The organism is Klebsiella sp. H-Nf2, assembly GCF_002806645.1.
GTDB lineage: Bacteria > Pseudomonadota > Gammaproteobacteria > Enterobacterales > Enterobacteriaceae > Klebsiella > Klebsiella variicola.
In genome coordinates, this window is record NZ_PIBL01000002.1 from 103562 (window position 1) to 126047 (window position 22486).

Annotated in this window: 20 protein-coding genes; 8 read left to right on the forward strand and 12 right to left on the reverse strand. The window is 60.2% G+C overall.

What is annotated here, in order from left to right; all coding sequences use genetic code 11:
- Nucleotides 1–34: 34 nt before the first annotated feature.
- Together CWM58_RS07140 and CWM58_RS07145 are read right to left on the reverse strand one after the other, a co-directional pair.
- Nucleotides 35–1024, reverse strand: coding sequence for a Gfo/Idh/MocA family protein (locus CWM58_RS07140; protein WP_100680611.1), 990 nt, complete (start codon nt 1022–1024; stop codon nt 35–37).
- Nucleotides 1025–1097: 73 nt separating this feature from the next.
- Nucleotides 1098–1598 (reverse strand): M48 family metallopeptidase, encoded by a 501-nt coding sequence (locus CWM58_RS07145; RefSeq protein ID WP_061153236.1) that lies wholly within the window; start codon nt 1596–1598, stop codon nt 1098–1100.
- A 70-nt stretch (nt 1599–1668) separates the two neighbouring features.
- Here CWM58_RS07145 and rlmG point away from each other — a divergent pair, with 70 nt between their 5' ends.
- Nucleotides 1669–2799 carry a 23S rRNA (guanine(1835)-N(2))-methyltransferase RlmG gene (rlmG, locus tag CWM58_RS07150; RefSeq protein WP_100680612.1) on the forward strand — a complete coding sequence of 377 codons (1131 nt, stop codon included), beginning with the start codon at nt 1669–1671 and terminating at the stop codon, nt 2797–2799.
- Between the two features lie 245 nt (nt 2800–3044).
- On the opposite strand, the gene CWM58_RS07155 is transcribed toward rlmG, so the two are convergent.
- From CWM58_RS07155 to lsrR, 3 genes are all read right to left on the reverse strand, one after another.
- The gene (locus tag CWM58_RS07155) at nt 3045–5066 is read right to left on the reverse strand and encodes an NADPH-dependent 2,4-dienoyl-CoA reductase (RefSeq protein ID WP_100680613.1); all 2022 of its coding nucleotides are present in this window, start codon (nt 5064–5066) and stop codon (nt 3045–3047) included.
- 185 nt (nt 5067–5251) lie between these two features.
- Nucleotides 5252–6850 (reverse strand): autoinducer-2 kinase, encoded by a 1599-nt coding sequence (gene lsrK, locus CWM58_RS07160; RefSeq protein WP_100680614.1) that lies wholly within the window; start codon nt 6848–6850, stop codon nt 5252–5254.
- Nucleotides 6851–6887: 37 nt separating this feature from the next.
- Complete coding sequence (gene lsrR / locus CWM58_RS07165; RefSeq protein WP_100680615.1) at nt 6888–7859, reverse strand: transcriptional regulator LsrR; 972 nt, start codon at nt 7857–7859, stop codon at nt 6888–6890.
- A gap of 218 nt (nt 7860–8077) precedes the next feature.
- Between lsrR and lsrA the strand changes: the two genes are divergently transcribed.
- Genes lsrA through lsrG form a run of 6 tightly spaced genes read left to right on the forward strand, consistent with a single transcriptional unit; the run spans nt 8078 to nt 13790 of the window.
- Nucleotides 8078–9565, forward strand: coding sequence for an autoinducer 2 ABC transporter ATP-binding protein LsrA (gene lsrA / locus CWM58_RS07170; protein ID WP_100680616.1), 1488 nt, complete (start codon nt 8078–8080; stop codon nt 9563–9565).
- Nucleotides 9562–10596, forward strand: coding sequence for an autoinducer 2 ABC transporter permease LsrC (gene lsrC, locus CWM58_RS07175; protein ID WP_100680617.1), 1035 nt, complete (start codon nt 9562–9564; stop codon nt 10594–10596). Before lsrA ends, lsrC begins: the two co-directional genes overlap by 4 nt.
- A complete protein-coding gene (lsrD, locus tag CWM58_RS07180; protein WP_100680618.1) occupies nt 10597–11595 on the forward strand; it encodes an autoinducer 2 ABC transporter permease LsrD in 999 nt (332 codons plus the stop codon).
- 1 nt (nt 11596) lies between these two features.
- Nucleotides 11597–12598, forward strand: a complete 1002-nt coding sequence (lsrB, locus tag CWM58_RS07185; RefSeq protein WP_004144833.1) for an autoinducer 2 ABC transporter substrate-binding protein LsrB — start codon at nt 11597–11599, stop codon at nt 12596–12598.
- Between the two features lie 11 nt (nt 12599–12609).
- Nucleotides 12610–13497 (forward strand): 3-hydroxy-5-phosphonooxypentane-2,4-dione thiolase, encoded by an 888-nt coding sequence (gene lsrF, locus CWM58_RS07190; protein ID WP_012967199.1) that lies wholly within the window; start codon nt 12610–12612, stop codon nt 13495–13497.
- Nucleotides 13494–13790, forward strand: a complete 297-nt coding sequence (lsrG, locus tag CWM58_RS07195; RefSeq protein ID WP_100680619.1) for a (4S)-4-hydroxy-5-phosphonooxypentane-2,3-dione isomerase — start codon at nt 13494–13496, stop codon at nt 13788–13790. Before lsrF ends, lsrG begins: the two co-directional genes overlap by 4 nt.
- A gap of 53 nt (nt 13791–13843) precedes the next feature.
- Here lsrG and ygjG read toward each other — a convergent pair whose 3' ends face one another.
- Together ygjG and CWM58_RS07210 are read right to left on the reverse strand one after the other, a co-directional pair.
- Nucleotides 13844–15223: a putrescine aminotransferase gene (gene ygjG, locus CWM58_RS07200; protein WP_100680620.1), complete on the reverse strand. Its 1380-nt coding sequence runs from the start codon at nt 15221–15223 to the stop codon at nt 13844–13846.
- A 257-nt stretch (nt 15224–15480) separates the two neighbouring features.
- Complete coding sequence (locus CWM58_RS07210) at nt 15481–16035, reverse strand: PadR family transcriptional regulator (protein WP_004181384.1); 555 nt, start codon at nt 16033–16035, stop codon at nt 15481–15483.
- A 237-nt stretch (nt 16036–16272) separates the two neighbouring features.
- On the opposite strand from CWM58_RS07210, the gene CWM58_RS07215 reads away from it, so the two are divergent.
- Nucleotides 16273–17049 carry a siderophore-interacting protein gene (locus CWM58_RS07215; protein WP_165785735.1) on the forward strand — a complete coding sequence of 259 codons (777 nt, stop codon included), beginning with the start codon at nt 16273–16275 and terminating at the stop codon, nt 17047–17049.
- Nucleotides 17050–17150: 101 nt separating this feature from the next.
- On the opposite strand, the gene CWM58_RS07220 is transcribed toward CWM58_RS07215, so the two are convergent.
- The 5 genes from CWM58_RS07220 to CWM58_RS07245 form a co-directional block, all read right to left on the reverse strand.
- Nucleotides 17151–18800, reverse strand: coding sequence for a glycerone kinase (locus CWM58_RS07220; RefSeq protein WP_100680622.1), 1650 nt, complete (start codon nt 18798–18800; stop codon nt 17151–17153).
- 75 nt (nt 18801–18875) lie between these two features.
- Nucleotides 18876–20297, reverse strand: coding sequence for a dihydroxyacetone kinase phosphoryl donor subunit DhaM (gene dhaM / locus CWM58_RS07225; RefSeq protein ID WP_100680623.1), 1422 nt, complete (start codon nt 20295–20297; stop codon nt 18876–18878).
- Between the two features lie 10 nt (nt 20298–20307).
- Complete coding sequence (dhaL, locus tag CWM58_RS07230) at nt 20308–20940, reverse strand: dihydroxyacetone kinase subunit DhaL (RefSeq protein ID WP_032736444.1); 633 nt, start codon at nt 20938–20940, stop codon at nt 20308–20310.
- A gap of 10 nt (nt 20941–20950) precedes the next feature.
- On the reverse strand, nt 20951–22021 hold the full coding sequence (gene dhaK, locus CWM58_RS07235) for a dihydroxyacetone kinase subunit DhaK (protein WP_100680624.1): 1071 nt from the start codon (nt 22019–22021) through the stop codon (nt 20951–20953).
- Between the two features lie 155 nt (nt 22022–22176).
- Nucleotides 22177–22380: a hypothetical protein gene (locus tag CWM58_RS07245; protein WP_100680625.1), complete on the reverse strand. Its 204-nt coding sequence runs from the start codon at nt 22378–22380 to the stop codon at nt 22177–22179.
- Nucleotides 22381–22486: the final 106 nt, after the last annotated feature.

Sequence of the window (22486 nt, forward strand, 5' to 3'; positions counted from 1 at the left end):
CGTCAATGGCGGCCGGTCCGGCCTTTACACTCTTTTACGCCAGCGGCTGCGTATCGGCCGGGAAGATCACTCCGGTCTGGCGACGAATTTCGCTCGACAGTTTGGCCGTGATCCGGCTCACTGCCAGGCCCGGGTGATCAACATCCTGTGTCTCCACCAGGCGCGCAAAGGTCTCCGCCTCATACAGCATAGTATTGATGTGCTGAGGCTGGGTGAGATCCTGCGCTTTGCCGCCGCGTGGAATAAAGGCTACCTTCTGGCATTCGGAGATTTTCTCAATCACCAGCGCGCCCTCTTCGCCCTGAATTTCACTGGGGATCGCGGAATCGCTAACTTTGGAGTGATGCAGCGTCACGTCGAAGTCGCCATAGCTCAGCACCACGGTGCCCTGGGCGTCTACGCCGCTGTCCAGCAGGCTGGCGGTGGCAAGAACGGCCCGCGGTTCGCCCCACAGCGCCACGGCAGACGCGAGGCAATAGAAGCCGATATCCATAATCGAACCGTTAGAGAACGCCGGGTTAAAGGTGTTGGGGTTTTCGCCGTCAAGGTAGCGCTGATAGCGCGAGGAGTACTGACAATAGTTGATGAAGGCTTTGCGCAGTTTGCCCACTTTAGCGAGCGTCTCTTTCAGTAGCAGAAAGTTAGGCAGACTGGCGGTTTTAAAGGCTTCAAACAGCACAACGTTATTTTCTTTCGCCAGCGCTATCGCCGCCTCGACTTCCTGCAGGTTCGATGCCAGCGGCTTTTCGCAAATGACGTGCTTCTTGTGGCTCAGGAACAGCCGGGTCTGTGGGAAGTGCAGCGAGTTCGGGCTGGCAATATAGACCGCGTCAACGTCAGGGCTCTGTGCCAGTTCATCGAGCGAGGTAAAGAGATGCTCGACCGGATAGTCATTGGCGAAGGCTTGCGCCTGTTCGAGGCTGCGGGAGTAGATGGCGGTAAGTTTATATTTGCCGGTTTCATGGGCGGCATCGACAAACTGCTTGGTGATCCAGTTTGTGCCAACAACTGCGAAACGTATCATAAACGTTGACGAACTCCATTAAAGGGAACCTGTCGTCACTCTATCATGCCATCATGACAAAACCAGTGCGTCACTACGCAGAACGATTTAACGAAAGGTGCGTCAGCCACAGGCGGGTATCGAACTCCAGTTGATGGTACTGCGGCTCCATATGGCAGCACAGTTGGTAGAAAGCTTTGTTGTGATCCTTCTCTTTCAAATGCGCCAGTTCATGGACCACGATCATGCGCAGAAAGGCCTCCGGCGCGTCGCGAAACACTGTCGCTACGCGGATCTCCGCTTTGGCTTTCAGCTTGCCGCCCTGAACGCGGGAAATCGCGGTATGCAGGCCGAGCGCATTGTTCAGCACGTGGATTTTACTGTCGTACATCACTTTGTTGATCGGCGCCGCTCCGCGCAGAAAGCGGGCCTTCAGATCCTGGGTGTACTGATACAGCGCTTTATCGCTGTTAACGTCATGCCCCTGCGGATAACGCTTTTGCAGCACCTCGCCGAGGCGGTCTTGCTCGATTAAGGTCGTCACCTGCGACAGCAGCGATTCAGGGTAGCCCTGAAGGTAAGGTAGCGTGTTCATGGTGAAAAAAGTTTACTTCTCCGGAGAATTGAGCGATAACACGCGCGAATTTTAGCATTTCGGAGGGGCGATGAGCCAGGCAGAGTTAAACGGTGAGTTATTCACATTAGAGCGGTTCCCACCTAACGCTGAAGAAGAAGCGCTACAGGCATGGGAAGCGGCGGATGAATATCTGCTGCAACAGGTGAATGACGTCGACGGCCTGACGCTCATCTTCAACGACGGCTTCGGCGCGCTCGCCTGCGCGCTGGCGGAGCGCAACCCGGTCAGCATCAACGATTCCTTTATCTCTGAGCTGGCGACCCGCCACAACCTGCGGATGAACGGTATCGATGAAGAGAGCGTGCGCTTTCAGGATAGCCTGAGCCCACTGCCGGCAGCGCCGGCGCTGGTGCTGATTAAGGTGCCAAAACAGCTGGCGCTGCTCGAACAGCAGCTGCGCGCCCTGCGCGAAGTGGTGACGCCGGAAACCCGCATTATCGCCGCGGCGAAAGCCCGTGATGTGCACAACTCGACGCTGGCGCTGTTTGAAAAAATCCTTGGCACCACCACCACCTCGCTGGCATGGAAAAAAGCGCGTCTGATCCACTGCGTTTTCACCGCGCCTAAGCTTGCCGATGCGCCGCAAACCTACAGCTGGAAGCTGGACGGCACGCCGTGGACCATCCATAACCATGCCAACGTTTTTGCCCGCAGCGGCCTGGATATCGGCGCGCGCTTCTTCCTCGAACATTTGCCGTCCGATCTGGAAGGCGAGATCGCCGATCTCGGCTGCGGCAACGGGGTGATTGGCCTGCAGGCGCTGGCGCAGAACCCGAACGCCAGCGTGATGTTCACCGATGAGTCGCATATGGCGGTGGCTTCCAGCCGTTTGAACGTCGAGCACAACCTGCCGGATGATATCGAGCGCTGCGAATTTATGGTCAACAACTCGCTCTCCGGCATTGAGCCGGATCGCTTTACGGCGATTCTGTGCAATCCGCCGTTCCATCAGCAGCACGCGATTACCGATCATATTGCCTGGCAGATGTTTAACGACGCCCGTCGCAGCCTGAAATACGGCGGCGAGCTGTACGTTGTCGGCAACCGCCATCTTGATTACTTCCGTAAACTGAAGCGCGCGTTTGGTAATTGCACTACCATTGCGACCAACAATAAGTTCGTGGTTTTGAAAGCAACCAAGGTGCGCAAGCAGCGCTGATTCGTGTCGCTGTTTCCCCGGCTTGCGGCTGTCGCCTTAGCCGGGCTACCGACTATTGCGACCAATAACAAGTTCGTGGTTTTGAAAGCAACCAAGGTGCGCAAGCAGCGCTGATTGTTGTCGCTGTCTCCCCGGCTTACGGCTGTCGCCTTAGCCGGGCTACCGACTGTCGCCTTATCCGGGCTACCGTCCGGGATTATCGTGGTAGCCCGGGGAAGGCGCATCGCGCCGCCCCCGGGACAGCGCTAAATCGCCAGCGCCAGTTTAGTGCCCTGGGCAATCGCCCGGCGCGCATCCAGCTCTGCCGCCACGTCGCAACCACCGATTAAATGCACCGTTTTCCCCGCCGCGCGCAGCGGATCCGCCAGCTCGCGGCGCGGTTCCTGACCGGCGCAGATAACCACCTGATCGACCGCCAGCAGTTGGCGCTCGCCGCCAATAGTCACATGTAACCCTTCATCATCGATCTTTTCATAACTGACCGCCGGGATCATTTTTACGCCGCGCGCCAGCAGCGTCGCGCGGTGGATCCAGCCGGTGGTTTTGCCGAGCCCTTCGCCCGGTTTGCTGGCTTTGCGCTGCAGCATCACAATCTGTCGTGGGCTTTTACTCAACTGCGGGCCTTCAGGACGCAGCCCTCCCGCCGTTTGCAGGCTGGTATCGATGCCCCATTCGCGGCAGAACTCGCCGATATCCTGGCTGGTGGCCGCGCCTGACTGGCTTAAATACATCGCGGTATCGAAGCCGATACCGCCGCAGCCGATAATCGCCACCTTCGTGCCAACAGGTGCTTTATCGCGTAAGACATCCAGGTAGCTCAGCACTTTAGGATGATCGATCCCGGCGATCGCCGGCAGGCGCGGGGCGATACCGGTGGCGAGGATCGTCTCATCGAACGCCAGCAGATCGTCTGCCGTGGCGCGGGTGTTCAGGCGTAGATCGACACCATGAAGATCGAGCATGGTGCGGTAGTAACGCAGCGTCTCGTGGAACTCCTCTTTTCCGGGGATCTGTTTGGCGATATTAAACTGACCGCCGATCTCCGGGAGCGCATCGAACAACGTGACGTGATGGCCGCGGGCGGCGGCGTTAACGGCGAAGGCCAGACCGGCAGGACCGGCGCCGACGACCGCCAGCCGTTTAGGCGCGTTGGCAGGCAGGACCGGCATCAGGGTTTCATGACAGGCGCGCGGGTTGACCAGACAGGAGGTAACTTTGCCGACGAAGATCCGATCGAGACACGCCTGGTTACAGCCGATGCAGGTATTGATCTGATCGGCACGATCGTTCTGCGCTTTTGACATAAATTCGGCGTCAGCGAGGAACGGGCGGGCCATCGATACCATATCGGCATCGCCGCGGGCGAGAATATCCTCCGCGACCTGCGGATCGTTGATGCGGTTGGTGGTGATCAACGGGATCGACACCGCGCCTTTCAGCTTGCGGGTGACCCAGCTGAACGCTCCGCGCGGTACCGGCGTGGCGATGGTCGGAATGCGCGCTTCGTGCCAGCCAATCCCGGTGTTGATAATTGTCGCCCCCGCCGCTTCAATCGCTTTAGCCAGTTCGGTGACTTCCGCCAGCGTGCTGCCGTCGTTGACCAGATCGAGCATCGACAGGCGGTAGATGATAATGAAATCGTGGCCGGCGCGCTGGCGCACCGCCTTAACCACTTCAATGGCGAAACGCATGCGCCTGGCATAATCGCCGCCCCATTGATCGTCGCGCTGGTTGGTACGCGCGGCGAGAAATTCGTTAATCAGATAGCCCTCAGAACCCATCACTTCGACGCCGTCATAGCCCGCCTCCCGTGCCAGCTGGGCGCAGTGGGCAAAATCATCGATCAGCGTCAGGATCTCATCGTGGCTCAGTTCATGGGGCGTAAAACGGTTAATCGGCGCCTGTAGCGCCGAGGGGGCCACCAGCGCGGGCTGATAGCTGTAGCGCCCGGTATGCAGGATCTGCAGGGCGATTTTGCCGCCTTCCTGGTGTACCGCGTCGGTAATATGGCGATGGTGCGCCAGGTGGCTGGCATCGTTGAGTACCGCGCCGCCGGCCATGGTAACGCCAGAGGACGCCGGAGCGATGCCGCCGGTGACGATCAGCGCCACGCCGTGACGGGCGCGTTCGGCGTAAAAGGCCGCCAGCCGCTGCGCGCCGTCCGGCAGTTCTTCCAGCCCGGTGTGCATCGAGCCCATCAACACGCGGTTTTTGAGCGTTGTGAAGCCCAGCTCAAGCGGGGCGAAAAGCGACGGATAGCGGCTCATAGTGGCTTCCAATGTAAAATTATTGTTATGTGGTCGGATGAGTTACTAATTTAGCCGTCGCGGAGAAAAAGGGAAAAGGGGAGTGCGGTGATTGTGATGGGATTCAAAGAACGGAACTCGTTGTCCCTCACCCCGGCCCTCTCCCAAAGGGAGAGGGCCGGGGTGAGGCGGAGCGGCACCGGTAGTTAGGGTGAGGGGGAAGACGCAACACGCTGGCGGCGCTCCAGGCCCGGCGCCTGCCACATTGAGGTGGTCAGCCCGCTATCGACAAGGCCAAGCTGATCGGCGTACACCGTCTGCCACTTGCTCATCATCTCCTGATACAGCTCGCGATGCTGCGGATTTGGGGTGAACTCGCGGTGCCAGCTCACTAACCGTTCTCCTGTACTGGCCATATCGCCATACAGTCCGGCGCCGGTTCCGGCGGCGATAGCGCAGCCCAGAGCGGTGGCTTCGCGGACCACCGGCACCCGCACCGGCAGGCCGGTGACGTCGCTGAGGATTTGGCTCCATAGCGCCCCCTTCGAGCCGCCGCCGGCAAACACCAGGCTCTCGAATGTTACCCCGGAGAACTGCGAAATCTGGGCCAGGTTGCAGGCGGAGACAATCGCCGCGTTCTCCTCCAGCGCGCGGAACAGGGTCGCTTTATTGCACTTTTCCGGATCGATGGAGAGGTTAATAAACGACGGCGCAGCGTGGTACCACTGCTTAAAGTGCATGGCGTCGGAAAAAATAGGCATCACGCCGTGGGAACCGGCGGGCACGCGGCTGGCCATCTCCTCCAGCAGCGAATAGGCATCGACGCCGAGCCGCTCGGCAATCAGTTTTTCTTCAGCGCAAAAGGCGTCGCGAAACCAGCGCATGGTCAGACCGGTAAAGAAGCTGATCGATTCCGCCTGCGCCATGCCGGGAATGACATGAGGATTAACACGAATATTCATCTGCGGATCGGTACGCACCTGCGGCAGGTTGACCACCTGCTGCCAGAAAGTGCCGCCGAGTACCGCAGTTTGCCCGGCGCGCACCACCCCAAGGCCCAGGCAGCCGAGCTGGACGTCGCCGCCGCCCATCACTACCGGCGTCCCGGCGCGCAGCCCGCTCTCATGCGCCGCCGCTTCGGTGACGGCGCCCAGCAGGGTACCGGTCTCTTTGACCGGCGACAGCATATCGGCGCGCAGCCCGGCCATATCCAGCAGCGCCGGACGCCAGTCGCGGCTGAACAGATCGAGCATGCCGGTGGTGCCCGCGTTTGACGGGTCGACCGCCAGCTCGCCGGAAAGCTTCGCTGCCAGCCAGTCGCTGATCATGGTGATGGTCGCCGCTTTACGGTAGATATCGGGGCGGTGGTGCGCCAGCCACAGCAGGCGCGGCATGGCGCTTAGCGCCAGGGTTTGTCCCGAGACCTCGTATACCTCGGATTCAAAGCGATAGTCGTGGATCTCTTTCAGCTCCGCCACTTCGCGGCTGGCACGGGCATCGACGTTGGCGCAGGCCCAGATGGCCTCGCCGTCGCGGTCATAGAGGACGATCCCTTCGCGCATCGAACAGCAGGCGACGGATTGAATATCGGCGGCAGAGAGCCGGGCGACGTCAAGCGCCTGGCGAATGCACTGGCAGGCCAGCTGCCAGTTGGTGGTAAGGTCGAACTCCATCGAGCCGGGGACGTTTTCAACGCTCAGGTGTTTCCATTCGGCCTGGCCCACCGCCAGCTGGTGGCCATTGAGATCGAAAATGACCGCCCGAATGCTGCCGGTCCCGGCATCTAACGCTAACAGGTAACTCATGACATGCGCCTCGCTGTTGTCGCGCGGCGCCAGGCCGTCAGGAGGCCAGTGCGAGCACCGCGCGTGCTGTTGTCTCTTCCGTTACCAGGCCATTAATGCGCTTGCCAATCAGAGCGGCATGAATCGCCTGCGCTTTTTGTTCGCCCCCGGCGACGCCGACGATGGTTGGCAGCTGCGCCAGTTCATCGAGGGTTACGCCGAGGAGTTCCCGATGGATCTCCAGTCCTTCTACCGGCCGGCCGTCGGCCTGCAGGAAATAACCTAAAATGTCGCCGACCGCGCCTTTGCGCGCGTACATCAGCTGTTCACCCTCGCTGATATAGCCGGAGCGTAAAATGGTGGCGTCGCGCCGCTGATCGATGGCGCCAATGCCAACCACCGCCGCGTCCGCCGCCGTTGCCGCCAGCATCACGTCGCGCACGCTCGACTCGCGGCGCAGGATCTCGGCGACATCCGCCGAAGAGACCCGCAGCGGCGCCGGGATAATGCTGACGCTACAGGCGGCATCAAGCTGGCCGATGCCGGTCATATAAGGGCCGACGCCGCCGGAGAGGGTCACCAGCCGCACCTGCTGCGAGCCAATAAAGCCGCTGAGGTGCTGCAGGCAGCTCATGGTGGCTTCGCCGAAGCCGACTGCCAATAATTGCCCCGGTTGCAGAATGCCCATCAGCGACTGCGCCGCGCCGATCCCCAGCCGGGTATTCATCGGCGGGGTGTTGAGCGCCGGCAGCACGCGGGCAATCTTGAGGCCAAAGCGTTGCTGGAGTTCACTTTCCAGCGCCAGACAGCCCTCATAGCGCGAGTTGATCTGCACGCGGATCACCCCGGACTGACGGCCTTTCTCCAGCAGGCGAGAAATCTTCAGTCGCGGCAACCCTAAACGCTCGCCGATGTCATTTTGCGTCAGGCCGTCGTGGTAGTAGCACCACGCCACCCGCGCCACCAGCTCTTCCTCGGCTAACGCCAGCCCGGCGTAGCGGTTCTCTTCCGTAATGCGTTTTTCGCTCATAAATTGAACTCTTATAAAAATTTAGATCATATGTTCGCTATTGCGCGGTCGGAAAGTGTGAGCCGACTGGCAAAACGGATCTTTCATCGCTGGCGCCTTTCTTCCTGACGATCTAAAGCGCCAAACTGTGATCTTCGCACGGTTGTAAATATAGTTCACCGTCTACGCTTTTGAACATTATTAAATCTAAAAATCATTTGTTCAATCGAGGCGCGACGATGAAGCCACTGCTTGAAGCTCGCCAGATTTGCAAACAGTTCTCCGGCGTTGCGGTGCTGAAAGGCATTGATTTCACGCTAGGCGCGGGCCAGGTGCATGCGCTGATGGGGGGGAACGGCGCGGGTAAATCGACGCTGATGAAGATCATCGCCGGTGTTGAAACGCCGGACAGCGGTGAACTGACGATCGGCGACCGCGCGTTTGCGCGCCTCAGCCCGGCGCTGGCGCACCAGCTTGGCATCTATCTGGTGCCGCAGGAGCCGATGCTGTTTCCCAACCTCAGCGTGCGCGAGAACATTCTCTTCCGCCTGCCGAAGCGGGCGGATACCGCCGCGCGGTTGCAGGACAAACTGCAGCAGCTGAACTGCCAGATCAACCTCGATGCCAGCGCCAGCACGCTCGAAGTGGCCGATCAACAGATGGTCGAGATCCTGCGCGGGCTGATGCGCGAAGCCAGGATCCTGATCCTTGATGAACCCACCGCCTCTTTAACGCCGGGTGAAACCGAGAGACTGTTTAGCCAGATCCGCGCGTTACAGGCGCTGGACGTTGGGATCGTCTTTATCTCACACAAATTGCCCGAAATCCGCCAGCTTGCCAGCCATATATCGGTGATGCGCGACGGCGCGGTGGTGCTGAGCGGCGAGACCGCGGCATACCGCGATGAGCAACTGATTAACGCGATGACGCCGGTCAGCCGCGACCATACGCTGAGCGACACGCAAAAGCTGTGGCTGTCGCTACCGGGCAACCGCCGTACTCAACCGCAGGACTTTCCCGTGCTACGGGTGGAGGATCTTACCGGCGAAGGTTTTATCGATCTCAATCTGGAGATCCGCGCCGGAGAGATCGTCGGTCTGGCCGGGCTGGTAGGATCCGGGCGCACCGAGTTTGCTGAAACCCTATACGGCCTGCGTCCACCGCGCGCCGGGCGGATCTGGCTTGAGAACCGCGAGATTAGCCGCGACAGCACCCGCGCCAGGTTGGCCTGCGGGCTGGTCTATCTGCCGGAAGACCGCCAGGTCTCGGGGCTGTTTCTTGATGCGCCGGTGCGCTGGAACACGGTGATGTTCAATCAGCCGTCGTGGTGGCAGCAGGGGAAACGGGAGGCGGCGGTGGTTGAACGCTATCACCGGGCGCTGGGGATCAAGCTGGCCGATGGCGATCGGCCGGTGCGCACGCTCTCTGGCGGCAACCAGCAGAAGGTGCTGCTGGCTCGCTGTCTGGAAGCTAATCCGTTACTGCTGATTGTCGATGAGCCGACGCGCGGCGTGGATGTCTCCGCCCGCGCCGATATCTATCAACTGCTAAAAAGCGTTGCCGCGCAAAACGTGGCGGTGCTGATGATCTCCTCCGATCTGGATGAGTTCGTCGGCCTTGCCGACCGGGTGCTGGTGATGCATCAGGGCCGCTACAGCGGCGAGCTGGCGCGGCAGGCGGTGACCGTCGATCGCATGATGACCCTGGCCTTCGGAGGGCAGGCATGAAAACGTTACTGAAGAATCGCGAACTGAGCGCCTTCTTTGCCATCGTGGCGCTCTTTGTCGTGCTGGTGGCGCTCAATCCAGCCTATTTCAGCCTGCAGACCCTGGCGATGATTTTCGCCAGCTCGCAGATCCTCTGCCTGCTGGCATTGGGCGCGACGCTGGTGATGCTGACCCGCAATATTGATGTGTCGGTAGGCTCGACCGTTGGGCTGTGCGCCATCGCCGTCGGCGTGGCGCTGAACAACGGTTACGGGCTGGCGACGGCTATCGCCTTCGCGCTGACGATTGGCGCGCTGGCCGGGGCTTTTAACGGCCTGCTGGTCGTGGGGCTGCGCATTCCGGCGATCGTCGCGACGCTCGGTACGCTGGGGTTGTATCGCGGAGTGATGTTGCTGTGGACCGGCGGGAAATGGATCGAGGGCTTGCCCGACAGCCTGAAATCGCTCTCGGAGCCCGCGTTTATTGGCGTGTCGCCGCTGGGCTTGCTGGTGCTGGCGCTGCTGCTGGCGGGCGGCTGGCTGCTGTCGCGCACCGCCTTTGGTCGTGATTTTTACGCCGTTGGCGATAATCTCGCCGCCGCGCGTCAGCTGGGCGTGGCGGTCAACCGTACGCGGATGCTGGCCTTTACCCTCAACGGCATGCTGGCGGCCTGCGCTGGGATCGTCTTCGCCGCGCAAATTGGTTTTGTGCCTAATCAGACCGGCAGCGGGCTGGAGATGAAAGCCATCGCCGCCTGCGTACTGGGCGGGATCTCGCTGCTCGGCGGCACCGGTACGCTGCTCGGCGCGTTTCTCGGCGCCTTTTTCCTCACCCAAATCGACACCGTGCTGGTGCTGTTCCGCCTTCCCGCCTGGTGGAATGACTTTATTGCCGGCCTGGTGCTGCTCGGCGTGCTGGTGCTTGATGGCCGCCTGCGCCAGGCGCTGGCCCGCCATCAACGGGCGCTAAAGTACTGCCGTTTCCAGCCCGGTAACAAAGGGGGCAAACAGATTGCCCGCTTTCCCGAACGCAAAAGCAAAGAGGTGGCTTAAATGAAGCTGAAGCTTAACTGGGAAAGCGCGCTGCTGGCGTTACTGATCGCGGAAATCCTGCTATTCGGCGCGTTGAATCCGCGCATGCTGGATCTCAATATGCTGCTCTTTAGCACCAGCGACTTTATCTGCATCGGCATCGTCGCGCTGCCGCTGACGCTGGTGATCATCAGCGGCGGGATCGATATTTCGCTGGGCTCGACCATCGGCCTGTGCGCCATCGCCCTCGGGGTGATGACCCAGGCGGGCTGGCCGCTGTGGCTGGCGGTATCGCTGACGTTGCTATTGGGGCTGCTGTGCGGGTTACTCAACGCCGCGCTGATTCACTACACCGGCATCAGCCCGCTGGTGATCACCCTCGGGACGCTGTATCTGTACGGCGGCGGCGCGCTGCTGCTTTCCGGCATGGCCGGCGCGACCGGTTACGAGGGGATTGGCGGCTTCCCCGATAGCTTCACCGCCTTCGCCAATTTAACTTTCGCCGGACTGCCGCTACCGCTGGTGCTGTTCGCGATTATCACCTTTTTCTTCTGGCTGCTGGCCCATCGTGGTCGCTTTGGCCGCCATCTCTTTTTACTCGGGCAAAATTCGCGCGCCGCGCGCTATGCCGCGCTGTCGGTGAACGGCATCCCGTACGTGCTGTATGGCCTGGTTGGCGTCGCCTCGGCGGCCGCGGCGCTGGTGATGGTCTCCTATTTCGGCTCGGCGCGTTCGGATTTAGGCCGCGACCTGCTGATGCCGGCGCTGACCGCGGCGGTGCTCGGCGGGGCCAATATATACGGCGGCTCGGGATCGATACTGGGTACCGCGCTGGCGGCATTGCTGGTGGGGTATCTGCAACAGGGTTTACAGATGGTCGGCATCCCCAACCAGGTGTCGAGCGCGCTGTCAGGGGCGCTGTTGGTTGTGGTGGTGATGGGGCGTTCGCTGAGCCTGCACCGTGAATGGGTGCGCGCGACCTGGCGGCGTCTTTTCTCGCATAAAACAATCGGAGCATAAAATGAAATTAAAACTGATCGTGCTGGCGCTGGCGATGAGCGTAGTCACCGCACAGGCGGCGGACCGCATCGCCTTTATTCCTAAGCTGGTCGGCGTCGGCTTCTTTACCAGCGGCGGTAACGGCGCGAAAGAGGCGGGGAAAGCGCTGGGCGTGGATGTCACCTATGACGGTCCCACCGAGCCCAGCGTCTCCGGCCAGGTGCAGCTTATCAACAACTTCGTCAACCAGGGCTACAACGCGATTATCGTCTCCGCCGTCTCGCCGGATGGCCTGTGTCCGGCGCTGAAGCGGGCGATGCAGCGCGGGGTGAAAGTCCTGACCTGGGATTCCGATACCAAGCCGGAGTGCCGCAGCATCTATATCAACCAGGGCACGCCGCAGCAGCTCGGCGGCCTGCTGGTCGAGATGGCGGAAAAGCAGGTCAGCAAACCTGCCGCCAAAGTCGCGTTTTTCTACTCCAGCCCAACGGTGACCGACCAGAACCAGTGGGTGAAGGAAGCCAAAGCCAAAATCGAAAAAGAGCATCCGCAGTGGCAAATCGTCACCACCCAGTTCGGCTATAACGATGCCACCAAATCGCTGCAAACCGCCGAGGGGATCTTAAAAGCCTATCCGGATCTCGATGCCATTATCGCGCCGGATGCCAATGCGCTGCCGGCGGCGGCGCAGGCGGCGGAGAACCTCAAGCGTCAGGGCGTGGCGATCGTCGGCTTTAGTACACCGAACGTGATGCGCCCGTACGTTGAGCGCGGCACGGTAAAAGCGTTCGGCCTGTGGGATGTGGTTCAGCAGGGCAAAATTGCGGTTAACGTCGCCGATCGATTGCTGAAAAAGGGCGATCTTAACGTAGGCGATAGCGTTGAGGTGAAAGATATCGGCTCGCTGAAGGTCGAACCGAATAGCGTGCAGGGCTACCAGTATGAGGCGAAGGGCAACGGTATCGTGCTGCTGCCGGAGCGCGTGGTGTTCAGCAAAGAGAACATCAATAACTACGACTTCTGACGGAGGATGAGATGGCTGATTTAGACGACATCAAAGAAGGTAAGGACTTCGGTATCGACCGCCCGCAGCAGAATACGCTGTATACCCTGAAAGGCTGCGGCTCGCTGGACTGGGGGATGCAGTCGCGGATGGCGCGCATCTTTAATCCGCACAGCAACCGCACGGTGATGCTGGCCTTCGATCATGGCTACTTCCAGGGGCCAACCACCGGGCTGGAGCGTATCGACCTGTCGATTGCGCCGCTGTTTGCCGACACCGATGTGCTGATGTGCACCCGCGGCGTACTGCGCAGCCAGGTACCGGCGGCCACCAATAAGCCGGTGGTGCTCCGCGCCTCCGGCGGCAATTCGATTTTGAGCGAACTCTCCAACGAATGCGTGGCGGTGGCGATGGAAGACGCGCTGCGTCTCAACGTTTGCGCGGTGGCGGCGCAGGTCTATATCGGCAGCGAATACGAACATCAGTCGATCAATAACATCATCAAACTGGTGGATGCCGGCAATCGCTACGGTATGCCGGTCCTGGCGGTTACCGGCGTCGGCAAAGAGATGACCCGTGATGCGCGCTACTTCTCGCTGGCCAGCCGGATTGCCGCCGAAATGGGGGCGCAGTTCGTGAAGACCTACTTTGTTGAGGAAGGTTTTGAAAAAGTGACCGCCAGCTGTCCGGTGCCGATCGTGATCGCCGGCGGTAAAAAACTGCCGGAGCATGAGGCGCTGGAGATGTGCTGGCGGGCGATCGATCAGGGGGCGTCCGGGGTGGATATGGGGCGCAATATCTTCCAGTCCAGCGCCCCGCGCGCGATGCTGAAGGCGGTGAAAAAGGTGGTGCATGAGAATCTGAACGCGCGCGAAGCGTATCAGTTCTGGCAGGAAGAGAAACAGGGAGAGCTGAAATGAACGTGACGCTGGTGGAGATCAATATTAAACCCGAGCGGGTGGATGAGTTTCTCGAGGTGTTTCGCGCCAACCACGAAGGCGCGCTGCAGGAGCCGGGCAACCTGCGCTTTGATGTCCTGCAGGATCCCGAAGTGAAAACCCGCTTTTTTATCTACGAAGCCTATAAAGACGATGAGGCGGTGCTGGCGCATAAGAAGACGCCGCACTATTTAGCCTGCGTCGAAAAGCTGGAGGAGATGATGTCGCAGCCGCGGCAGAAACGCAGCTTTATCGGCCTGTTACCGCAGATGTGAGGGAGTTCCTTCACCCTCACCCTTTCTCTGAGGGAGAGGGTGAGGGGCACTTATTACGCTTCTTCAACCGAGACGCGCAGGGCCGCCAGCGCCTTACGCGCCGCTTTCAGCACCTGCTCGCACTGCTCCAGGGTGAGGGTCAGCGGCGGTTCAACGCGGATCGTCTTGGCGTTGTTTAACGTCCCGGCGACCAGCACCCGCTGTCTGAACATCTCGCTGGAGAAGTTATAGCCAATCTCGTTATCGACAAACTCGATGGCCATCAGCATGCCTTTCCCGCGCACTTCATTCACCAGGTCCGGATACTCCTGCGCCAGCAGGCGGAAACCGTCCAGCAACATATCGCCTTTCTGCGCCGCCTGCGCCGGCAGGTTTTGCGTCAACAGCACGTTGATCGTCGCCAGCGCCGCCGCACAGGCCAGCGGGTTACCGCCGAAGGTGGTGGTGTGCAGGAACGGGTTGTCGAACAGCACCGAGAAGACCTCTTCCGTCGCCACCGTTGCGCCGATCGGCATCACGCCGCCGCCGAGCGCTTTCGCCAGACACAGAATGTCGGGCTGGACGTTCTCATGCTCGCAGGCGAACATCTTGCCGGTGCGGCCCATGCCGGTCTGCACTTCGTCGAGGATCAGCAGGGCGCCAAACTCATCGCACAGCTTACGCACCGCCGGCAAATACCCCTGCGGCGGGAGGATCACGCCCCCTTCGCCCTGAATCGGCTCGAGGATCACCGCCGCGACGTCGTCGCCGGTTTTCTTGCACTCGCTAAGAATGGAGCGCATGGCGTTGATATCACCGAACGGCACGTGGCGGAAACCCGGCAGCAACGGCATAAACGGTTTACGGAAGGTCGATTTCGCGGTGGCAGACAGCGCGCCCAGCGATTTACCGTGGAAGGCGCCGCTGGTGGCGATGAAGGTAAATTTACCGCGCGGCGACTGATAGGCTTTCGCCAGCTTGATGGCCGCCTCTACCGATTCGGTACCGCTGTTGCAGAAGAAACTGTACTTTAGTTTGCCGGGCGTTAAGGCCGCCAGGGTTTTCGCCAGCATCGCGCGTAGCGGATCCAGCAGTTCCTGACTGTGAAGCGGTTGTTTCGCGAGTTGATTCTCGACGGCGGATACCACAACTGGATTACGGTGCCCTACATTGAAGATGCCAAACCCACCAAGGCAGTCGATAAATTCCTGTCCCTGGGTGTCGACAAGCGTATTTAACCCTCCCGCTTGCCACTCTACGGCTCCGTAATCCCCGCCGGCTGTGACCGATTTTCGATACTCTAAAAACCCCGGATTCACATGCTCTTTAAAGTATTCCCTGACCTCCTGGTTAAGTGCTTTCATTTCCTCATGATCAAGCGTGCGCTTTTCAATGAGATTCAGTGCGTGTGCGCTGCAGGCCAGAGCCGATGCGCTGGAAGGTAACCTGTTCAAAATGTGCTCCTGGGGCGGACGTATCACACGATACTGGATTAAGTATTGCAGGGATTACGCCAGTTCGGCAGAAGCGGTGAAAATCGGGATAAATGCAAAGTAAAAGACGAAATGTGTAAAATTTAATCTCATTGCGCCACTATTGGCACGTTTTATTCCTGAGCTGACGAGATTTTCTGCCTGGCGGCGATGAACGGGGCGATCCGTCGTGGTGCGAGCTGCCCCAGGGCGGGGCAGCCGGTGGTAACAAAAGAGGCTTAGTCGAGCTGAGAGATCTCCATCGCCGCCCGGTCGATAATGCCGATGATCTGCTTGAGCTGGGCGGCACTGCTGGCCTGCTGGTTCACTTTCAGGTCGAGAACCGCTTTGAAGTTTTCCAGCGCGCGCTTCATCTGCGGATCCCGGCGCAGCTCGCAGCCGACCATCCGCGCCTGGAGACGCTCCTGGATATGGGCCAGGTGCTCCTGGTTCTCCGCGTGCAGCTGTTTTCCCTCCTCGCTGATGACGATTTTTTTGCGTCCGTTGTCGTCTTCCACGCTGATAAGGCCCTGGTCCTGGAGCAGATCCAGCGTCGGGTAGATCACTCCCGGGCTGGGGCTGTAGTTCCCCTGGGTAAGCGTTTCGATCTCTTTGATCAACTCATAGCCGTGACTGGCGCTGCGGCTGAGGATGTCCAGAATGATCAACCGTAGCTCGCCGTGGCCAAAGAAACGCTGGCGACGTCCGCCGCCGCGGCGGCCATGGTCGCCGTGTTCGCTGGGGTCACCGTGGCGCCCGCGTGGCCCACGCCCTTCTTCATGATGATGTCGCATGGTTACCTCCTGTTGTGTTTTGATATATCTAATTTATATCTAAAAAATGAATGTTCGCAATGCTGGTTGCCATTTGTTTTTTAAGGTGTTGATATTTATGTTTTTATTTTTGAGTTGTGGATTTTGATGCGGTTTGTTTTGACTATATCAAAAAAAGACTTGCATTGTTTTTAGTTGGCAATCATTATCATTTGCATCAAATTTAGATATATCTATTTCCTGTCACGAAGGCGAACGATGATGACAAAAACAAAAGCAGACAAGTACCCGCAGCGTGTCCGCAATGAGCTGCGTTTCCGTGAGCTGACGGTCCTGCGCGTGGAGCGCGTTGGCGCGGCGTTCCAGCGTATCGTGCTGGGAGGCGAGGCGCTGGCAGGCTTCGCTTCTCACGGTTTTGACGACCATACCAAGCTTTTCTTCCCGGAGCCGGGCGCGGCATTTGCCCCACCGCAGGTGACCGAGGAGGGGATTGACTGGGGCGAGGGCGTGCGGCCAGCCACCCGCGACTATACGCCGCTGTACGATGCCGAACGTCACGAGCTGGCTTACGATTTCTATATCCACGATGGCGGAATTGCCAGCCGCTGGGCGCTGGAAGCAAAAGTGGGCGATAAGCTGGTGATCGGCGGGCCGCGCGGCTCGCTGGTGGTGCCGGAAGATTATGCCTGGCAGCTGTATGTCTGCGATGAGTCCGGCATGCCGGCGCTGCGCCGTCGTCTGCTGGGATTACGCCAGCTGCCGGTGACGCTGCAGGTGACGGCCATCGTCACAATCGCCGATGCGTCATATAAAGATTATCTGGCGGATCTCGACGGCTTTAACATCGAGTGGGTGGTGGGCCACAACCCGGCGTTCGTCGCCGAGCGCCTGGCGCAGGTTAAGGTGCCGGCGGAGGATTATTTTATCTGGCTGACCGGCGAAGGCGCGGTGGTGAAATCGCTGCTGGCGCGCTTTGAAGACGAGAGTATCGATCAGCAGCTGGTGCGTTCCCAGGCGTACTGGCACAGTAAGTAAAAAGCCATCGTGGTAAAACCCGGATAGCGGCTTGCGCCTTATCCGGGCTACGGTTGGCGCCGATTTGTAGCCCCGGTAAGCGCAGCGCCACCGGGGGAGACTTATCGTTCCGCGAGCGCCTTAAACACCATCGCCACCGCGTGGGCGCCGGGGTCCATATTGCCGAGCAGGCTATCGCTATTGAGATAGGACGCGCGTCCGGCGCCAGCTTTGCCCGACTGGCAGGTGCGATCCGCGCCGGCCTGCGCCGCGGCAAAAGCGGCCTGCAGATTATCCGGTTCGGCGAGCAGCGTCGCCAGCGCCGGCTGCAGAGCGTCGATCATCGTCCTGTCTCCCTCATCGGCGCCGCCGTAAAACTTCATCTGCTCCAGGCCGGCGTTCAGCGCCTCGGCCACGCTGGCGCCTTGCCCCAGCTTCTGCCCGGCAGCGGTGAAGAAGATCGACATCAATACCCCGCTGGAGCCGCCCATCACCACCGTCAGGCGTTCGCCGATCAGCGCGAACAGCGTTGGCAGATCGTTTAGCGGCAGCTGCTGGCGCTGCAGCAGGTCGGCAATCTCACGCGCCCCGGCGGCGAAGGTGGAGCCGGTATCCCCGTCGCCCACTTTGGCGTCCAGCGCGTTGAGATGGGCTTCAAGGCCGGAGAGGGTGCTGGTCACCTGCGCGACGTAATCGCCCACCTGCGGGTTGGTTGAGGGCGTAAAGTCGACGCGCGCGCTGGCGAGAGTGGACGGCATGATGTTAACTGCCCGCGGCTGCACCGGCTTCTGCCAGCTGGCGGTTTCCACATCCGACAGCAGGGCTTTCTCAATACTCTCTTCCAGCACGATGGTGGTCAGCGAGAAGCCTTTCATATCCAGCGCTGTCACCAGCGAGGCCGGGCCTATCAGCCAGTCAACGCGCGCCTGCAGCGGGGTGTTGGCCAGCTCGCGGGTGAGGATCGCCATCTCAGCCACCGACACGCCGCCGAGGTTATTAAGCATCACCGCCAGGCGGCCGGTTTCCGGCAGGGCGTCAGTCAGTTTTTCCACCATCAGGTTGACGATTTCCGCGCTGTTATGCGTGGCGATGGTTGAGGCCCCGGGCTCACCGTGGATGCCCATTCCCAGCTCGGCGTGACCGGCCTGATGGCGCGGTGCGCTTTCCGCTTCCTGCGGCAGATGACAGCTGGCCAGCGCCACCCCGATACTGGCGGTATGGTTGGCGGCGTATTGCGCTTCACGCAGGACGGTGGCGAGGTTGAAGCCGCGCTCGGCGAAATAGCCCGCCACTTTATGTACCAGAATGGTCCCGGCGATGCCGCGCGGCTGTTTGTTATCCGGCAGCGAAATGTCGTCGCCAACGATCAGCATTTCAACGTTATAGCCGAGTCGGCGCGCTTTCTCCGCCGCCAGGCCGAAGTTAAGCCGGTCTCCGGTGTAGTTTTTGACGATCAGCAGGCAACCTGCCTCGCCGGTCACCGCCTGAATAGCGGTAAGCACCGCGTCGACGCTCGGTGAGGCGAACAGATCGCCGCAGACTGCAGCGGTCAGCATGCCTTTACCAATAAAGCCGACGTGCGCCGGTTCATGGCCGGCGCCGCCGCCGGAGATCACCGCCACGTTGTTTTTATTCAGGTCGCGACGGACCACTACCCGGATCGCCGGGTCGCTCTCCAGCCGGGCGAGGTTATTCCACGGGCTGGCGATAATGGTTCCCTCAATCACATCGTTGACGAGGCTGGCGCGCTGGTTAAAAAAGAATTGAGACATAGTGGTTCCTGAAGAGTAAGCGAAAACTCACCCTCCGGAGGCAGGCCTCCGGAGCGGTAACGGTCAACGTGAATTTTAGTCACGGATAAGGCGTTGGTTACGCATATCGAGCGCGATAGTCTCGCCGGGCTGCACGCTGTTCAGCGCCTCGCCCTGCTGGCACAGCCAGACGATCCCCGCGGCGCGGGCGATAATCGCGCCGTGGGCCTGTTCGCTGCCGTCGCGCAGGCACAGGCCTTTGACGAGGCTGGCATCCAGCTGTAAGACGGTCGATGGATAAATGTTGTCGGCAATAATAATCGTCGGCTCGCCGGGCGTCGGCAGCGTCTCCTGAATACCCTGCAGATGGCGCAGCGTGCGCTGCAGAATATCTTCGATATCGATATAGCGCGCCTGCAGATAGGGGTCATCCAGCTGGCGGTACTGGTGGCTGATCTCCATCAGCACCTGATGCCACGCCCATTCCGCCGAGCATTGTTCGGTGAGCAGACGATCGTTGGCGGCATCAAACAGATCGTCATCATCGAGCAGAGTGTGGTGCCCGGCGAAGATCGCCGCGATGTCGGCGTTTAATTTATTTTCTGCCAGCTCGGTCAGGGCGGTGAGATCCGCCAGCGTCTGGTCGATGGCCTGGCGCAGGCGCTGCTGTTCGCGGGCGACATCGGCGGCAGCCGGGCTGACTGGCTGGATCAGGGCCAGCGGATAGCGCAGCGCAACGCCTTCGACGCGCTCGGGCGTTGCCGGAGCCGCTGCCGGTTGCCCCGCAGGTGATTCACCGAAGTTATCGGCGGCCAGCGCCTGAAACGCCGCCAGCGCCGCGTCGGCATCCGGACCGCGGGCCAGCAGCCGCAGTTTATCGTTACGGCGCACCTGCAATAGCGCGATTTGGTTAAGGCTGTCCGGTTTGACGCACTTCCCGTTTTTCTCCAGCAGCAGATCGGCATTAAAACCCGCCAGCGCGGCGACCAGCTTCGACGCCGGTCGCACGTGCAGGCCGTTGTGGTTCTGAATGATCACCGCAAGCGATTTGCGGTCGCCGTCGTCGGCAAGCGTCGGCGCCGGGGCGGCGTCAGGGGTTGGCGAAGGTAAACCCAGCTGGATCCGCTTGGCTTCCAGAGCGCTCATGGCGTCGGCTATCACCTTGTCGATCCCGGCGCCGGAGGCAGCGCTGACGGTGGCCGCCAGCGTCCCTTCCACCAGCGGCGCGGCGCAAAGCCGCACCTTCGCGGCTATCGCCGGATCGAGCAGATCGAGGGCGGTTTCGGCGCTGAGCAACGCGCTGCCGATATCCATCATCACCAGCACGTGATCGGTATCGGCCACGGATTCGATCGCCTCCATGACTTTTATTGGATCGGTGCCGATCGGGCTGTCGGGATCGTCGATCCCGGCGGCGATCGCCAGCTTGCAGCCATCGTTCATTAACATCTGCCGGGCCAGTTCTCCGACACCTTCGCCCAGCCGGGCGCTATGAGAAACAATAACCAGGTTTACCATCGCGATTTCCTTACTCTTTGGCGGCGGCGGCCAGCATCTGAACCATAAATAGCACCGAGGTTGCGCCGGGATCCTGATGTCCGATGCTGCGCTCGCCGAGATAGCTGGCGCGGCCTTTACGCGCCTGCATGGTGATGGTGGCGTGGGCCGCACGCTCGGCCACTTCGCAGGCGGCATCCAGCGCGGCGGCGATCGACAGGTGCTGCTCGCTGGACTGGCGCAGGGAGTCCGCCACCGGCAGCCAGACGTCGCACATGGTTTTATCCCCTGGCTCCGCTTTGCCGCGGTTGACCACCCCGTCCGCACCTTCGCGGATCATCAGGTACAGTTCGTCAAGGGTCAGGCTTTGGTGGGCCTGGGTGACCTGCGCGGCGCGAATAAAGAAGGTGCCGAACAGCGGGCCGCTGGCGCCGCCAACGTTGGAGAGCAGCGTCATACCGGTATTTTTGAGAATAAAGCCGATGTCTTTATCGGCGATCGACGGCAGCTTTTCCACCACCTTGCTGAAGCCGCGGTGCATATTGAGGCCGTGGTCAGCATCGCCGATCTCTTTATCGAGGCCGGTGAGAAAATCGCTCTGTTTGGTGAAGATATCGCCGCAGCGGTACAGCCAGTCGACGATTTGCGTTCTGTTCAGTGACATGGTGTGCTCCTTAGTTTCCCCAGTTCAGCGCCGGGGTATGAACCGGGGCGTCCCATAGCGCCAGCGTCTCATCATCCACTTTCAGCAGAGTGATGGAGAAGCCCGACATATCCAGCGAGGTACAGTAGCTGCCGATGAGGTTGCGTTCGATGATGATGCCGGACGCTTCGCAGCGCTGGGCGAGGCGGTGATACACGCCATACAGTTCAGAAAGCGGGGTGGCGCCGAGGTTATTGACCAGCGCGATAACCCGGTCGCCGTTTTGCAGCGCGGTTTTGTTCTGCTTCACTTCCTGCCACGCGCCCTTGACGGTATCCCACTGGCGCAGCGTGCGGCTGTAGGCGCCGTTTTCCAGCAGGGTATCGAACATCTCATCGACGGTTTGGTCCAGCGAGCTGAAGCGGCGGCGGTCGATGCCCGGCTCGCCGTGAATGCCGACGCCAAACTCCATCTCGTCATCTTTCAGCGTAAAGGAGGGCTGCCCGGCGGCGGGTACAGTGCAGGCGCCGAGGGCGATACCAATCGAGTGGCCGAGATTGTTAAGGCGGCGGCCCAGTTCAGCACAGGCTTCCAGCGAGTCGCCGCGCTCGGCGGCGGCGCCGACCAGTTTTTCGATCAACACGGTATTGGCGACGCCGCGGCGACCGGCGGTATAGAGGCTGTCTTTCACCGCCACGTCGTCGTCGACCACTACGGTGGTGACTTTAATGCCGCTCTCATGCAGCAGCTCGGTGGCGGTTTCGAAGTTCAGGATGTCGCCGGTATAGTTTTTGATAATCAGCAGAACACCTTCGCCACCGTCAATTTGCATCGCGCATTCGAACATTTTGTCCGGCGTCGGCGAGGTGAAGATTTCCCCCGGGCAGGCGCCAGCGAGCATCCCCTGGCCGATGTAGCCGCAGTGCATCGGCTCATGGCCGCTGCCGCCGCCGGAGAGCAGGGCAACCTTGCCGGCCACCGGCGCGTCGGCGCGGGTGACATACAGCGGGTCCTGATGCAGGGTCAATTGCGGATGGGCTTTAGCCAGCCCCTGTAATTGTTCATTCAGTACATCTTCAACACGGTTAATCAGCTTTTTCATTATTCAGTGCTCCGTTGGAGAAGGTTCGATGCAGCCTCTCTGCTGACGGAGGCGGTCATCGTGTAGGGGTATCGTCTGACGGTGCAGCGTGCCTGGCGATATGATGATTCTGGCTGAGCGGGCGAAAAAAAGAATGCCCCGGCGATTAGGTTCCATTACGAAACATTGCTTCCTGGTTTTGTTTCTTTATGGAACGTTTTTGCTGAGGAAACGATGAAAATGCGAGCTGGCGCGCTTTTTTTCTCCTGCCATAGGCGCCGGTCAGGGTGGCTGACGAAGCGGGTGGGAAAAAATTTTTTGCTGATTTTCATCCGACAGTGGGAGAAAAGACGGCCGAAAAAGGGGGATGGTAAGGGCATTATGCGGCAGAGGAGCGGATCGCGATCGCAATCCTGACGGAGAGTAGGGTTTTTTGTTCCAATATGAAACGTAAAAATTTAAGCTGTGTTTCATATCAGAACAAAA

Excerpts from the sequence above, each read along its gene's own strand:
- lsrA (WP_100680616.1), top strand. The coding sequence starts at position 8,078 with ATGAAGCCACTGCTTGAAGCTCGCCAGATTTGCAAACAGTTCTCCGGC.
- lsrF (WP_012967199.1), top strand. The coding sequence starts at position 12,610 with ATGGCTGATTTAGACGACATCAAAGAAGGTAAGGACTTCGGTATCGAC.
- CWM58_RS07245 (WP_100680625.1), bottom strand. The coding sequence starts at position 22,380 with ATGCCCTTACCATCCCCCTTTTTCGGCCGTCTTTTCTCCCACTGTCGG.
- dhaM (WP_100680623.1), bottom strand. The coding sequence starts at position 20,297 with ATGGTAAACCTGGTTATTGTTTCTCATAGCGCCCGGCTGGGCGAAGGT.
- lsrC (WP_100680617.1), top strand. The coding sequence starts at position 9,562 with ATGAAAACGTTACTGAAGAATCGCGAACTGAGCGCCTTCTTTGCCATC.
- CWM58_RS07155 (WP_100680613.1), bottom strand. The coding sequence starts at position 5,066 with ATGAGCCGCTATCCGTCGCTTTTCGCCCCGCTTGAGCTGGGCTTCACA.
- lsrD (WP_100680618.1), top strand. The coding sequence starts at position 10,597 with ATGAAGCTGAAGCTTAACTGGGAAAGCGCGCTGCTGGCGTTACTGATC.
- lsrB (WP_004144833.1), top strand. The coding sequence starts at position 11,597 with ATGAAATTAAAACTGATCGTGCTGGCGCTGGCGATGAGCGTAGTCACC.
- lsrR (WP_100680615.1), bottom strand. The coding sequence starts at position 7,859 with ATGAGCGAAAAACGCATTACGGAAGAGAACCGCTACGCCGGGCTGGCG.
- CWM58_RS07215 (WP_165785735.1), top strand. The coding sequence starts at position 16,273 with ATGATGACAAAAACAAAAGCAGACAAGTACCCGCAGCGTGTCCGCAAT.
- rlmG (WP_100680612.1), top strand. The coding sequence starts at position 1,669 with ATGAGCCAGGCAGAGTTAAACGGTGAGTTATTCACATTAGAGCGGTTC.
- dhaK (WP_100680624.1), bottom strand. The coding sequence starts at position 22,021 with ATGAAAAAGCTGATTAACCGTGTTGAAGATGTACTGAATGAACAATTA.
- CWM58_RS07220 (WP_100680622.1), bottom strand. The coding sequence starts at position 18,800 with ATGTCTCAATTCTTTTTTAACCAGCGCGCCAGCCTCGTCAACGATGTG.
- lsrG (WP_100680619.1), top strand. The coding sequence starts at position 13,494 with ATGAACGTGACGCTGGTGGAGATCAATATTAAACCCGAGCGGGTGGAT.
- CWM58_RS07140 (WP_100680611.1), bottom strand. The coding sequence starts at position 1,024 with ATGATACGTTTCGCAGTTGTTGGCACAAACTGGATCACCAAGCAGTTT.
- CWM58_RS07145 (WP_061153236.1), bottom strand. The coding sequence starts at position 1,598 with ATGAACACGCTACCTTACCTTCAGGGCTACCCTGAATCGCTGCTGTCG.
- lsrK (WP_100680614.1), bottom strand. The coding sequence starts at position 6,850 with ATGAGTTACCTGTTAGCGTTAGATGCCGGGACCGGCAGCATTCGGGCG.
- CWM58_RS07210 (WP_004181384.1), bottom strand. The coding sequence starts at position 16,035 with ATGCGACATCATCATGAAGAAGGGCGTGGGCCACGCGGGCGCCACGGT.
- dhaL (WP_032736444.1), bottom strand. The coding sequence starts at position 20,940 with ATGTCACTGAACAGAACGCAAATCGTCGACTGGCTGTACCGCTGCGGC.